Origin of the sequence: Paractinoplanes ferrugineus, assembly GCF_016862195.1 — a bacterium.
Lineage (GTDB): Bacteria > Actinomycetota > Actinomycetes > Mycobacteriales > Micromonosporaceae > Actinoplanes > Actinoplanes ferrugineus.
Map to the genome: position 1 here is coordinate 116,668 of NZ_BOMM01000022.1, position 14,069 is coordinate 130,736.

Below are 14,069 nucleotides of genomic sequence, written 5' to 3' on the forward strand. Positions count from 1 at the left end.
CTCGACAGGTGAGTGAAGTCGCGGCGCGGGAGGCGCTGGCCCGGGCGGCCACGCTGGGTCCCTACTTCGGGTGGGAGGCCGCCGGCGACCTGTCCGGCTGGCGGCGGTGGTCCGACCTGACGGACGGGACCGTCCTCGCCGCCCGCGTCGCCGTCGCCCGCCGCGCCCTCGCCACCATGGGCGGTCTCCCCGAGGACGCCGTCGAGGAACGTGTGGTCGCCTCCGTCGCCTTCCTCGGGTACGCCGCCCGCGTGCTCTCCCCACTGCTCGGTGCGGCCGTGCTCACCGGTGTCGTGCCGGTGGCCGGGCGGACCACGTTGTGGTGGCGGCCCGTGCCCGCCGGTCCGCTCCCGGTGGCGTACGCCGGGCTCAGCGCGACCGTTCCCGCCTCCCCGGAGGCCCTGCGGGAGATCGCCGTCGAGGCCGTCCTCGAACCTGTCCTGCTCGCCTGCCGGGCCCGCTTCCGGCTGTCCCCGCAGGTGCTGTGGGGTAACGTCAGTTCCGCCCTGGCCGGCGCCGCCGCCATGATCCGAAGGGCCGACCCGGCGGCGGGTGCACGGGCGTACGCCCTGGTCGAGGGCGTGCTCGCGGGGCCGCCGCTGGCCGGCACCGGCACCCTTGACGGCGGCGCGCTGACCAGGAACAACTGCTGCCTCTACTACCGCATCCCGGGCGGCGCCACCTGCGGGGACTGCATCCTCCATCGGCGTGGCGGGTGAAAGTGCCGATGAAGGTCCTGGCCGGGGTGCCCGCGCCGGGGGACCCTGAGTGGGCCGGGGGCGGTGCCGCACTGAACCAGAGGGGGAGGCTCAGTGGGTGGGGGGCGCCGCCCTCTCATCGTTTCTGTGGCGAAGTCGAAAAGCGGTACTAAAGGATCTAGATATATTGTTACGCTCGGCCGCCATGAGAGCTGATTTGGGTAATGTCCCAACACGCCTGGTGGCGCTTGGATCGGCAACGGTCCTCTCGCTCACCGGTGTCGTGGTGATCACAGCCGGCCCGGCGTCCGCGTCGGGACACCGTCCGACTCCCGGCGCGGCCGGGCTGGGCGACCGGTTGTACCCGCTGCTCGGCAACGGGGGCTACGACGTACAGAACTACGACCTCTCGCTCACCTATCCGCAGAAGGACCCGGGTCAGCAGGTGATCGGCGACGTGACCATCACGGCCGTCGCCACGCAGTGGCTTTCCCGCTTCGACCTGGACTTCGGCGGCGACGCCGTCGGTGCGGTCACGGTGAACGGCAAGGCGGCCGCCTTCACCCGCTCGGGCGACGAGTTGATCATCACGCCCCAGCGCGCCCTGCCGGCCGACCGCAAGTTCACGGTGCGGGTCTCCGGCTTCAAGGCCACCCCGATCGAGCCCAACGCCGACTCGCCGGCCGGCTTCGTGAAGACCCCGGACGGCACTATCGTGGCCGGTCAGCCGGACGAGACGCACAACCTCTACCCGAGCAACGACCACCCGCGCGACAAGGCCACCTACACCATCCGGATCACCAATCCGGTCGGCTGGACCGGCACTGCCAACGGCATCCAGGTCAGCCGCCGGCAGAGCGGCGACAAGGTGGTCTCGGTCTACCGCGAGACCCACCCGATGGCCAGCGAGCTGATCCAGGTCGCGGTCGGCGACTTCATCACCTACAACCGCGGGCGGGCCGGCGGCGTACCGGTGCGGGACGTGGTGCCCCGCCGGCTCGCCGACGACCTGCTGCCCAAAGCGGCCGACGAGATGAACGAGATCCCGTGGCTGCAGGGCAAGGTCGGGAAATACCCGTTCGAGAACTACGGCACCCTGGTCATCGACGGCAACCTCGGCTTCGCCCTCGAGACCCAGACCCTGTCGCTGTTCGACACGTCGTGGTACAGCCTGCCCGCCTACGTTCTCGACCCGGTCGCCGCGCACGAGCTCGCGCACCAGTGGTTCGGCGACAGCGTCGCGCCGTGGGAGTGGAGTGACGTGTGGCAGAACGAGGGCCACGCCACCTGGTACGAATACCTCTACGCGTACGAGACCGGCCGGCTCAAGGACTACGCCGGCGAGGACACCCTCGACGAGGTCTACAAGGGCATCTACGCCCGTGGCGACGAGCGGCGCGCCCGCTTCGGCCCGACCGCCCAGCCGCTGAAGGCCGATGTGATCTGGGACGTCTTCAACCCGAACGTCTACGACGGTGGCGCGCTCGTGCTCTACGCGCTGCAGCAGAAGGTCGGGGCGGTCAAGTTCCAGCAGATCGAGCGCGAGTGGGTGCGCCGCTACGCAGGCAAGTCGGCCTCGACCGGCGACTTCATCCGGCTGGCGTCGCGGGTGTCCGGGCAGAACCTGACGGCGTTCCTGACCGACTGGCTCTACGGCACCAAGACCCCGCCGATGCCGGGCCACCCCGACTGGACCGTCAAGCCGTGGCCGGCCCCGGTTCCGGCCGAGCCCGCGACGCTTTCCGCGCCGAGCGCCCGGCAGCACCGGTAACCGCCATTTCGCGACCCGGCTGACCTCTCGGCCCGTAATGTCTCAGAGCGGACATTACGGGCCGAGGAGGAGCCGTGGCGCATCCCAGCCCGCACGACACCGTGCGGCTCGCGGTCGTGGTCGGCGCGCTCGGTGTGGTCTTCGGCGACATCGGCACCAGCCCGATCTACACGCTGCAGACCGTCTTCAACCCGGACGACCCGCACCCGGTGCCGGTCAGCACGGCGAACGTCTACGGCGTCGTCTCACTGATCTTCTGGTCCGTCATGATCATCGTTACGGTCAGCTACGTCCTGCTCGCCATGCGCGCCGACAACGACGGCGAGGGCGGCGTGATGGCCCTGATCACGCTGATCCGGCAGTGGGGCGCCGCGCACGGCCGCCGGCGGGGCCTCTGGCTGGCCGCGCTCGGCATCTTCGGCGCCGCCCTGTTCTTCGGCGACAGCATGATCACCCCGGCCATCTCGGTGCTCTCCGCCGTCGAGGGCCTCAAGCTCGTCGAGCCGTCGCTCGGCGAAGCGGTCGTCCCGATCACCGCGGTCATCATCGTGGTGCTGTTCCTGGTGCAGAAGCACGGAACCGCGACCGTCGGCAAGATCTTCGGCCCGGTGATGATCCTGTGGTTCGGCGCGGTCGGGGCTCTCGGCGTCGGCGGCGTCGTCCGCGAGCCGGCCATCCTCAAAGCGCTCTCACCCACGTACGCCGTCGGATTCCTGGCCGGCCACTTCGGCATCGCCTTCTTCGCCCTCGCGGCCGTGGTGCTCTCGGTGACCGGCGCCGAGGCGCTCTACGCCGACATGGGCCACTTCGGCCGCCGCGCCATCACCCGCGGCTGGCTGCTGCTCGTCCTGCCGGCCTGCATGCTCAGCTTCCTCGGCCAGGGTGCCCTGATCCTCGACGACCCGGCGAACATCAGTGGCCCGTTCTTCCTGCTCGCCCCGGACTGGCTCAGGCTGCCACTGGTGCTGCTCGCCACCGGCGCCACGGTCATCGCCGCCCAAGCGGTGATCACCGGGGCCTACTCGGTGACCTCGCAGGCGGCCCAGCTCGGCTACCTGCCCCGGATGCGGATCACGCACACCAGCGAATCGACGATCGGTCAGATCTACGTGCCCTGGATCAACTGGCTGCTGCTGGTGTCGGTGCTGACCCTGGTCTTCGCCTTCCGCAGCTCGGCCGCCCTCGCCTACGCCTACGGCATGGCGGTGACCGGCACCATCACCATCACCACGCTGCTGTTCTTCTACATCGCCCAATGGCGTTGGAAGGTGCCGCCGTGGTTGCTGGCCGCCGGCGCCGGCATCCTGGTGGCGATCGACCTGCTCTTCGTCGCGGCGAACCTGACCAAGCTGCTGCACGGCGCCTGGCTGCCGCTGCTGATCGGCGTGATCGCCTTCACGGTCATGACCACCTGGCAGAAGGGCCGCTCGATCGTCACCGCCGAGCGCCGCCGCCGGGAAGGCTCGCTGCCGGACTTCATCGACCAGCTCCGCACCGGCGCCGACCGGATCGCCCGGGTGAGCGGCACCGCGGTGTTCCTCAACCGGGGCATGGAAACCGCCCCGCTGGCCATGCGCGCGAACGTCGAGCACAACCGGGTCCGCCACGACCACATCCTGATCATCTCGATCGAGACCCAGGTCGTGCCGCGCGTGCCCGACGCCGACCGGGTGGAACTGGACGACCTCGGCTACGCCGACGACGGCATCACGTTCGTCCGAATCCGCTTCGGCTACGCCGACAACCAGGACGTCCCGGCCGCCCTGCGCCGGCTGGACCCGGCCACCACCGAGGGTCATATCGACGTCGACAACGCCTCGTACTTCCTCTCCAAGATCTCCCTGCGCCGCGGCGACGCCCCCACCATGGCCCTGTGGCGCAAGCGTCTGTTCATCGCCACCTCCCACGTCACCGCCGACGCGGCCGAGCATTTCGGCCTGCCCCGCGACCACACAGTCATCATGGGCTCGCACATCGAGGTCTGACCTCGGCCCGGCACCTCCTCTTGCCCACGTCCCGACCCGGGCCGGGACTCCGTCGCGGTGCAGACGACCTATCGGATGCTGCGGACCCGGAATCGCATCAAGCCCCACGTGTACGCGGAAAGGGAGTACCGCGGGGCGGCGAACCGATATCGACGCCGCGACCGAGCAGCTCTACCGCCGTGCAGAGCGCCGCCGCAAGCCGCCGGCGGGCGCCGTCGACATCCGGACCAGGGCTGCGGACAACCGGACCGACCGCCGCCGGACGGCCGGTCAGCGTGTCACGTCCAGCAAGTGGTGCTCCACCTCGTGAATGGTGTGCCGGCCCAGCCAGAGGAGGGTTCGCGAGGCCGCGGCCGGCCAGTTGTAGCGAGTCGTGCGTGTCCACTGAGCGGGCGTCAGGGCGGCGAACGAGCGCGCCAGGGTGGTGGCCGCCTCGGTGAGGGCGGTCAGCACGAGCTGGGGGTCCTGCGTGTTGTAGGCGTCCCGGACCGCCAACTCGTCGCGACCCATCGGGGTCACCGGTGGGTCGTCCGCGCGGAGCGCCAACTCCAGCCGTTGGCGCTGGACCCGCAGCACGTCGCGGACGTGGCAGGCATATTCCAGCGGCGACCAGACGTCGACGGCCGGGCGGCGGCGCGGATCGGTGATCGGGTGCAGCGCCGCCGCAAAGCGTGGGCCGGCCTCCGCCAGCCGGGTGGGCAGTTCGCCCGGGGTGACGGAGTCGTAGTCGAATCCGCATTCCGCGCAGCGCACGGGACTAGTCGTTGCCCGGGGTCAGGTCCGCGACCTCGGCATAGGTGACCTTCGCCGGCGCCTCGGTGGGCGCGTAGATCACCCGGAGCACGCCGGTCGGGAAGGCCTCGGTCGCGAGCACCGAAAGGTGCTGGGCGGTGTCGCCCTCGTCGAACAGCCGGCGGCCCCTGCGTGCCGCGACCGGGTGGATCAGCAGGCGCAGCTCGTCGATCAGGCCGGCCGCGAGCAGCTGCTGGACCACCGAGATCGAGCCCGGGATGAGGATGCCCTTGACGGCCGGGTCGGCCTTGAGCGCGGCGGCCGACTTGACCAGGTCGTCCTGGATGAGCTCGGAGTTGCGCCAGGTGAACTCCAGCGGCTGCCGTGACGCGACCACCTTGCGGGTGTCGCCGAGCCGGCCGGCGAAGGTCGCGTCGTCGCCGCCGGCGGCCTCCCGGTCGGGCCACGCCCCGGCGAAGCTGTCATAGGTCTCGCGACCCAGCAGCAGCACGTCCGAGGTCTCGTAGTCCTCGGCCACGGCGCGTCCCATGCTGTCGTCGAAGTAGGGGAAGTGCCATTCGGGGTCGATCTCGGCCACCCCGTCGGCCGAGATGAAGAGAGTGGAGATGACCTTCGCCATGGCGGTGTTCCTCTCGAGTCGTGATGTCTTCGGCAGGATGGACCGCCTGAGCATGCCGAACTCATCGGTGCCCGGGCGACCATGTCAGCCGCCCGGGCACCGACGGTCGTCAGCGGAGCGCGTACGCCCGGATGATGGTTTGGTTCACGGTGTTGCCCTTGCTGTCGGTGGCCGAGACCCGCAGCGAGGCGTAACCGGCGCCGCGCCGGTGGTCGACCGTGGCCACCCGCTGGTCGCCGAACCCGCGCACCGAGGCCTGCTTCCACGTCTTGCCGTCGTCGAACGACACGTCGACCCGCACCGTGCGGGCAGTGCCGGCGGAGGAGCCCGGCTGGTGCTCGACGAGGACCGGGATGTCGAAGCGGTGGCCCGCCGGCGCCGCGTTGTAGGCGTCGAGACGCGGGCTGAAACGGACCGTCGAGAGCGGTAGCCGCTGATAGTCCGTACCGGCGACGTGCCCCGACTTGAACGTCCACGACGCCTTCACCGAGGTGGCGAACAGATGCGGGGCGCCCCGGGCGGCCGAGGTCTCCAGCCGGTACGTCGCGGTGGCGGCCGGCAGGTCGAACTCGTTGCCGTCGCCCAGCTTCGTGTCGCCCCGGTAGAGCGCCGACGTGGAGTCGCCGGTGGAGAAGCCGGGGTGACCGGCGCCGTCGCCGAACAGCGACGGGTTGGCGGTGAGGTGGTCGCCCTGGCGGACCACCCAGTCGCCGGCCCAGAGCGGCTGCGTGACGTTCGGGCCGAACACCGCGGTGTTCCACTCCTGGTGATAGGTCCGGCCGGGGCGCAGTTGCTCGCGACCGCCGAGCTGCTCGCTGATCGGCTCCGGGAAGTCGTCCCCGACGGCCGGCATCTCCTGCATGAAGTCACCCCGCCAGGGTGCCTCCGTGCTCAGATATTCGGTGCGGTGGAAGGGCAGGCTGAACGGGACGATCGCGGACCAGCCGCCGCTTTTCTCCGTGTACTGCGCCATGTTGCTCTTGGCGCCCTCGGCGCCGGTGGCGGCCACCGAGTAGTCGGCTTTCACCGTGGCCAGGTCACTCGGGCGCGGCTTGCGGGTGAGGCCGCTGAACATCCTGCCGGGCTTGAAGTAGGCCAGGTCGGTGGTCCAGGGGCTGTTCCGGAAGTCGCCGTCGGCGCCCGGGTCGGCGAACGACCCGTTCACGCTGGCCAGGAAGAAGTCCTTGGAGACCGGGGTGGCCGGGGCAGCGGACAGGCTGGCGAACGTCAGGCCGAGCGCGCTGGCGCCGAAGCTGAACTCCGGCAGGGTCCAGTCGGCGTTGACCGCGGCCAGGACAGTGCCCGCGCCGGCCTGCGGCGGGACCACGGTCACCGGCTCGGCGGTGCGGCCGTCGAAGGTGACCTTCTTCGCCTTGTCGACGACCAGCTCGGAGATGGTGAGCATGGCTGTCGACTCGGCCTCGGCGTTGTTGATCCAGACGTACGCGCCGTAGCGGCCCTTCGGCAGGCGGACCGTCTCGGTGCCCTTGGCCTGGGCCACGTCGAAGGTGTCGAACTCGTCGAGGTTGACGAAGGAGGCGTAGTGATCGAGGCTCGGCGTACCGTCCGGGTTGATCGTCTCGACCGTGACGTCGTAGCTCTCCGGCTCCCGGTTGACCCCGAGCGGCGTCACCACCCGTCCCTTCTCGGAAGTGGCGGTGAGGTAACCGTCGAGCAGGCCGTCGGACAGGCTCGCCGGGCTCGTGTCGGCGGTGACCGTCGTGCTCGCCGTCCCGCCGGCCGGCACCGAGAGCCGCGTGGTGGCCACCTTGAACGCCGCCGAGCCGGTCCGGGCGAGGGTCAGCTCGACCGCCGCCGCGCCCGTGTTGCGGTAGGTGACGGTCCTGGTGACCGGCTTGTCGTCGCCGTGCGGCCAGATCTGCAGGCCGAAGGCGAGCGAGCCGGCGTCGGCGCTCACCGTCTGAGTGATCTCGCGGGCCACGTCGACCCGGCCGGCACCCTGGTCGAACGCGTTGACCCCGGCGGTCGGCGCGGCCGAGCCCAGCAACGTGTTCTTGCGCAGCTTCGACGACCAGTCCGGGTGCTCCTGGGTCAGGATCGCGGCCGCACCGGCCACGTGCGGGGTGGCCATCGAGGTGCCGGACAGCGACACGTAGCCGTCGACCGGCGCCGGGTCACCGATGAAGCCGTTCTTGGCCTTGGCCGCCACGATGTCCACGCCGGGCGCGGTGATCTCCGGCTTGAGCCCGCTGTCGCCGCTGCGCGGACCGCGCCCGGAGAAGTCGGCGAGCTGGTCCTCGCGGTCGACGGCACCGACCGAGAGCGCCTCGTCGGCGGTGGACGGTGAGCTGACCGACCCCTTGCCGGGGCCCGCGTTGCCGGCCGCGATCACGAACAGCGTGTTGAACTGCGCGGTCAGGTCGGTGACGGCCTGCTCGAGCGGGTCGATGTCCGGGGTGTCGCCACCGCCGAGGCTCATGTTGATCACCGGTGCGCGCTCGGCCGCCCAGGCCATGCCGGCCAGGATCGCCGAGTCGTCACAGAACTCGGTCTCGCACACCTTGCCGATGACCAGCTTGGCGCCGGGGGCGACCCCCTTGTAACGGCCACCCGACGCGGCACCGGTGCCCGCGATGATCGAGGCGACGTGGGTGCCGTGCCCGACCTCGTCGTCGGCGCTCGGCGTGGTGGTGAAGTTGGCCGTCTCGGCGATCTGCCCGGCCACGTCGGGGTGGGTCGCGTCGATGCCGGTGTCGAGGATCGCCACCTTGGTGCCGGTGCCGTCATAACCGGCCTGCCACGCGGTCGGTGCGCCGATCTGCGGCACGCTGTGGTCGAGCGTGACCTTGCGCTGCCCGTCCAGCCAGATTCGCTGCACCCCGGCCTTGAGCGAGCGCGCGTTCGCCGCCCCGGCGGTCAGCGACGACCAGAGCTGGGCCCGCTCGGCGACGTCCGCCCGCGCGGCCAGGGCGCCGACCTGCGGGATGTCGCGCGTGATCCGCGCACCACCCGCGGTGAGGGCGCTGCGTGCGCCGGTCGCGCTGTTTCTGGGGTACGAGATGAGCAGTCGCAGATCGGCTTCGCCGCGCGCGGTGAGCGAGTCGAGGTCGAACAGCCGCTTGTCGACCCGTCCCGCCCGCAGCAGCGCGAGCGCGTCCGACGGAATGACGTAGCGCTTCTCGCCCTCGGTGCGGGTCAGGAAGCGGATCTTGCTGCGGCCCGGTCCGGGCTGGACGGTCGCGCCCTTGCCGTGAATCGTGACGCGGTCACCGGTGATCAGCGCGACCGAAGTGGAGTCCGCAGGCGTTCCGGTGGTCGTGGACGGTGCTGCTGCCGCCGGTGCCTGCATGGCCCCGATGACCAGGACCGAGACGAGCAGTACGGCGGGCAGTCTTCGTCGACGCATCTGGGTGCCTCCCCGGGCCGGGACCGTCCCGGCTCTCGGATAGACCCTTGCAAATGGCCGCAACTCCCGCTCCACCCCGTCGAGTCCACTCTCGACTCCACGAACCGCCGGTCCGCCCCGCCCCCTGAGCTGCGGTCCCGATCAGACGCTGGTCGAGACGCGGCCCGCTTCCGCGTGGGTCGCTTGGGTGTGGGTCGCCTGGGTGTGGGGCGCTTGGGTGTAGGGCGACTGGGTTCGGGGCGCGGGGGTGTGGCGGGCTTGCGAACGGGCCGCCTCGGTTCGGCGGTTGCGGACAGCGAGGCGCAGGGCGGGCCACCGGCGCCGGCGACTGTCGCAGGTGGCCAGCACCTTGGCCGGGTTTTCCCGTTCCTCGGGCGGGACGGCGGCGATCACGATGAGCATCGGAAGGGCAGCCGCGGCAAGCTCGGTCGAGGCCAGGAACACGAGCGCGCCCAGGGCGGCGATCACGACGTATCCGGTCATGGATTGTCTCCAGTCGTGTCGAACTCGGACGGTCGCCGCAGCGCACCGTCATGGTGGCCGCGATGACCAGCATCGCGAGGGCAAGAACGGCGCTGCTGCTCGAAGCCGCCCGCCGGATCCTCGAGCAGGACAGCTGACCCGGCCTCTGAATCCCGCTCGATGATGCGCGGCCGACCACCGGTGGCACCCTCGACGTGTCACCAGCTCGGCATGCCACCGCCCGCGGCGCTGAGCGATCCGCCCGCGGCGCTGAGCGATCCGCCCGCGGCGCTGAGCGATCCGCCCGCGGCGCTGAGCGATTTGCCGCGGCGACGCAGGCCGGGTTCGGCGGTCGGCGGTGAAGGCGGTGAAGGCGGTGGCAGGTCAGCGCCGGCCCAGGAAGGCCAGCAGACGGTCGCCCGGCGAGGCGTCGCCGGGTGGGGGGACGGGACGGGCGAAACGGCCGGGGCGGTCGGCCGGGCGGATCAGGATGACGGCCAGGTCGAGGAGCTCGTCGGCCAGCTCGGGTGGGATCGGCCTGGACCGGTGGCACGCCTGGGACACGTCCCAGCTGTGGGCCGTGAGCTCGATCGCCCCGGCGGTGGCGATCAGGGGGGCGGCGGCGGTTGCTTCGTCCACCCGTACGGTGAAATCGTCCCGGACCGCGGCCCAGGCACCCAGCAGGAGCACCGCCCGGTCGCGTGCCAGCGGAACGACCGGCGCCGCCGGCGGCGGGGCGCTGGGCCGGACCACGCCCGTGTCGGCGGCCTCGTGCAGCGCGGTCATCGAGTCGATCAGGTGCTCCAGCAGGGCGCCGAGATCCCACCCGGGGCACGGGGTCGGGTTGCTCAGCAGCGCCGGCGTCACCAGGGAAAGGCTGCCCAGGCAGTAGGAAACTGCCCGTTCCAGCACGGCCACCCCGGCCCGCAGCGCTGCTGTCATCAGGTCACCGGAAGGAAATCGGGGAGGCCGAACGTGCGGAACAGGCGCCTGTCGAAGAAGCTCGACACGTGGCTGACGCCGTCCTTGGTCAACGTCAGGACCGGGAGGTTGAACGGCTTGTAGACGTCGCCGTCGCGCATGTAGAGGCCGAACGCGTGCTGGCCGTTCGCCCTGGTCGGGATCAGCTTCATGTCGCCGGGTCGGCGGGCCGGGCAGTGCGTGTCGACAAGCCGGGCGATGTTCTCCGGCCCCTCGTACCAACCGGTGAACGGCGGCATCTCCCACACCGCGTCCTTGGTGAAGATGTCCACCATGGCGGGGATGTCCTTGGCCTCGAACGCGGCCACGAACCGGTCCAGCAGCTCCTTGCGCACGGCGTCGCCGGGCTCGGTGATCTTGTCGGAGTCGAGCTCGGTCCGCGACATCTGGGCCCGCGCCCGTTGCAGGGCGCTGTTGACCGAGGCGACAGTCATCTCCAACATCTCCGCCACCTCGGCCGCGGACCACTGCAGGACGTCCCGCAGGATCAGCACGGCACGCTGGCGGGGCGGCAGGTATTGCATCGCGGCGACCACGGCCAGCCGGATGCTCTCGCGGCCGGTCACCACCGACGCCGGGTCGAGGAACTCGTCGGGCATCGGCTCGAGCCATCGCACCTCACGCTGCTCGACCAGGTCGTCGGCCGGGTCCGAGCTGGGCGCGCCGAGCCCGATCGGCAGCGGGCGGCGGTTGCGCGACTCGAGCGCGTTGAGGCAGGCGTTCGTCGCGATGCGGTGCAGCCACGTGCGCATCGACGAGCGGCCCTCGAAACGGTCGTAGGAGCGCCAGGCCCGAACGTACGTCTCCTGCACCAGGTCCTCGGCGTCGTAGACCGAGCCCAGCATGCGATAACAGTGCGCCAGAAGCTCCCGACGGTAGGGATCCGCTTGCCGCACGAACTCGGCTTCCACCACGCCACCTCCTCATGAAGTTACGACAGCGGTCGCGGCCGGAACTCATCGTCGTCGGGCCGATGAGTTCCGCCGGCGTCCGCGGTCTGTCTCGGCGATCGTAAAGAGCAGGTATGACAAAAATGCCGACCGACCAGCCGCGGCCTAACGGCTGAGCTCGGTCGACCTGCGGAGCAGGGCGGCCCGCCGGCGGCGGGCCACCACGAGGTTCGCGACCGCGGCGACGCCGAGGGCGCCGACGACCAGGGCGAGGCCAACGGGGGAGCGGTGGCGGGAGACGGCGATGGCAGCCACTCCCATCCCGCCGGCCGGCCAGGCGGCGAGCGCGATCCAGGCGGCGACGACGCGGTCGCGGGCGAAGAGCGGGGTACGGCGGGTCAGCACCCAGCTGCCGTACCCCGCCCAGCCCAGCCCGACGAGGGAATCAGGTGCGGCTGCGCCAGAGCAGCCAGACGAAGTAGGGCGCGCCGATCAGGGCCGTGACCAAGCCCGCGGCCAGCGAGGACGGGGCGATGACGGTACGCCCCAGGGTGTCGGCCACGCTCACCAGCAGGGCGCCCAGGCCGACCGCGACCGGGACGGCGCGGCTGTGCCGGGCGCCGACCAGGGCGCGGGCCGCGTGCGGGGCGACCAGGCCGACGAAGGCGAGCGCGCCGACCGCGACCGCGGCCGCCGCGGTCAGCAGCGCGGCCAGGGTGAGCAGCCCGAGGCGGGCCCGGCCCAGCGGGACGCCCAGCACCCGGGGCACGTCCTCGTCCAGGGCGACCAGGTCGAGTGTGCGGGAACCGGCCAGGGCCAGCGGGAACGCGATCAGCAGCATGGTCGCTACCGGGACGACCTGACCCGTGGTGCGGCCGTAGGTGGAGCCGGCCAGCCAGGTCAGGGCGGTGTTGATGTTCCACGGCGAGACCGTGACCACGACCAGGGTGGTCAGCGCCGTCGCGGCGGCGCTGACCCCCACCCCGATCAGCACGATCCGGTCGGAGGCCGGGCCGCGCCCCGCGGCCAGCCAGTAGACCAGGCCGAACGCGGCGAGCGCGGCCGCAGTGGCGGCGCCGAGCACCGGCCACACGCCGAGGCCGGGCAGCAGCATGACGACGGCCACCGCACCGACGCTCGCCCCCGGGGTGACGCCGAGCAGGCTCGGCTCGGCCAGCGCGTTGCGGCACACGGCCTGCACGATCGCGCCGGCCAGGGCGAGCGCGGCACCACCGGCCAGGGCCGCGAGCACGCGCGGCCACCGCTGGTCGAGCACGAAGCTGACCTGACGCCCGGAGATCCCCTCGGCCCAGTTCAGGACGTCACCGAGCAGCACGATCCGGTCACCGAGCAGCAGCGCGGCGACGAAGGCGGCGACCACCGCCACGACGAGAAAAGCGGAGACCGAGAAGATCCGGCCACGCGTACGCACCGAGCCGGGCGCGCCGCGGGCCGGAACCGACGCCGGACCGCCGTCGCGAAGCCCCCGGGCCAGCCAGACGAGCACCACCGCGCCGGCCAGGGTGGTGACGACGCCGGTGGGCACCGAGATGGACTTGTCGGCCGCGAACACCAGGCGCAGCAGCACGTCGGCGCCGACCACGAGGACCGCGCCGGCCAGCCCGGCGAACGGCAGGAGCAACCGGTGGGCGCCGAGGCCGGGAACCCGGCGGGCGATCAGCCGGGCGATGACCGGCGCGCACAGGCCGACGAAGCCGATCGGGCCGGCGACGCTCACCGAGATCGCGGCGAGGAGTACGGCCAGGGTCACCGCGACCACCCGGGTGCGGCGTACGTCGACACCGAGCACCCGGGCCGCGTCGTCGCCGATGGCCAGCACGTCGAGCCGGTGCGCGATCAGCAGCGTGGCGAGCACGCCGACGGCGACGATCGGGGCGGCCGTGCTCACCTGGTGCGAGCCGGACTGCACGGTGGAGCCGCTGCCCCACGCGTACAGGCCGATGGTGTTCTGCTGGAAGAGCATCAGGAGCACGGTGGTCAGCGAGTTGAGCGCGAGAGCCACCGCCGAGCCGGCGAGCACGAGCCGGGTCGGGCCGGCCGCGCCGCCCCGCGCGACGAGTAGCACCAGACCCGCGGCGAGCAGGCCACCGACAAACGCGACCAGGCCGTTGACGGAGAACGGCAGGGCGACGCCGGACGCGGCGACGGCCACCACCGAGACGTAGGCGCCGGCGTTGACGGCGAGCGTGTCGGGGGAGGCGAGCGGGTTGCGGGCGACCGATTGGAAGACCCCACCGGCGATCCCGACGGCGATGCCGACCAGGAGGGCGGCGGCGAGGCGGGGGAGCCGGCTTGCCACGAGTACGGCCACCGCCCGCTCGCGGGTGCTGTCGTCGGGCGCCCACGGCCAGCCGGCGCGTAGTAGTTCGCCGACGCCCAGGCGCGCGGTGCCCTGCGTGAGGTGCACCGCGGCCAGGACGGCGAGCAGCACGACCGCCCCCGCGAAGACGGCGATGATCCCGTACGTCTGCGGGTTCCCGGTCTTCCCGATCTTGACCGGAGCGTCGATCGTGCTTGTCATG

General features: G+C 71.7%; 11 protein-coding genes. 3 read left to right on the forward strand and 8 right to left on the reverse strand.

Annotated features, from left to right (window positions below):
• Window positions 1-8: 8 nt before the first annotated feature.
• The 3 genes from Afe05nite_RS14190 (at window position 9) to Afe05nite_RS14200 (ending at window position 4,454) form a co-directional block, all read left to right on the forward strand.
• Window positions 9-719, forward strand: coding sequence for a (2Fe-2S)-binding protein (locus Afe05nite_RS14190; protein ID WP_239117810.1), 711 nt, complete (start codon window positions 9-11; stop codon window positions 717-719).
• Window positions 720-903: 184 nt separating this feature from the next.
• Window positions 904-2,469 carry a M1 family metallopeptidase gene (locus tag Afe05nite_RS14195; protein ID WP_239117811.1) on the forward strand — a complete coding sequence of 522 codons (1,566 nt, stop codon included), beginning with the start codon at window positions 904-906 and terminating at the stop codon, window positions 2,467-2,469.
• 74 nt (window positions 2,470-2,543) lie between these two features.
• Window positions 2,544-4,454 (forward strand): potassium transporter Kup, encoded by a 1,911-nt coding sequence (locus tag Afe05nite_RS14200; RefSeq protein ID WP_203817536.1) that lies wholly within the window; start codon window positions 2,544-2,546, stop codon window positions 4,452-4,454.
• Window positions 4,455-4,724: 270 nt separating this feature from the next.
• On the opposite strand, the gene Afe05nite_RS14205 is transcribed toward Afe05nite_RS14200, so the two are convergent.
• The 8 genes from Afe05nite_RS14205 to Afe05nite_RS14240 form a co-directional block, all read right to left on the reverse strand.
• Window positions 4,725-5,207, reverse strand: a complete 483-nt coding sequence (locus Afe05nite_RS14205) for a DinB family protein (protein WP_203817537.1) — start codon at window positions 5,205-5,207, stop codon at window positions 4,725-4,727.
• A gap of 4 nt (window positions 5,208-5,211) precedes the next feature.
• Window positions 5,212-5,826, reverse strand: a complete 615-nt coding sequence (locus Afe05nite_RS14210; protein WP_203817538.1) for a dihydrofolate reductase family protein — start codon at window positions 5,824-5,826, stop codon at window positions 5,212-5,214.
• Between the two features lie 109 nt (window positions 5,827-5,935).
• A complete protein-coding gene (locus Afe05nite_RS14215) occupies window positions 5,936-9,193 on the reverse strand; it encodes a S8 family peptidase (protein WP_203817539.1) in 3,258 nt (1,085 codons plus the stop codon).
• Between the two features lie 141 nt (window positions 9,194-9,334).
• Complete coding sequence (locus tag Afe05nite_RS14220) at window positions 9,335-9,676, reverse strand: hypothetical protein (protein ID WP_203817540.1); 342 nt, start codon at window positions 9,674-9,676, stop codon at window positions 9,335-9,337.
• Window positions 9,677-10,039: 363 nt separating this feature from the next.
• Window positions 10,040-10,597 (reverse strand): TIGR03086 family metal-binding protein, encoded by a 558-nt coding sequence (locus Afe05nite_RS14225; protein WP_203817541.1) that lies wholly within the window; start codon window positions 10,595-10,597, stop codon window positions 10,040-10,042.
• Window positions 10,597-11,547 carry a sigma-70 family RNA polymerase sigma factor gene (locus Afe05nite_RS14230; protein WP_203817680.1) on the reverse strand — a complete coding sequence of 317 codons (951 nt, stop codon included), beginning with the start codon at window positions 11,545-11,547 and terminating at the stop codon, window positions 10,597-10,599. Before Afe05nite_RS14230 ends, Afe05nite_RS14225 begins: the two co-directional genes overlap by 1 nt.
• Window positions 11,548-11,691: 144 nt before the next feature.
• Window positions 11,692-11,931, reverse strand: a complete 240-nt coding sequence (locus Afe05nite_RS14235; RefSeq protein ID WP_203817542.1) for a hypothetical protein — start codon at window positions 11,929-11,931, stop codon at window positions 11,692-11,694.
• A 40-nt stretch (window positions 11,932-11,971) separates the two neighbouring features.
• The gene (locus tag Afe05nite_RS14240; protein WP_203817543.1) at window positions 11,972-14,068 is read right to left on the reverse strand and encodes an iron ABC transporter permease; all 2,097 of its coding nucleotides are present in this window, start codon (window positions 14,066-14,068) and stop codon (window positions 11,972-11,974) included.
• Between the last annotated feature and the right edge of the window lies 1 nt (window position 14,069).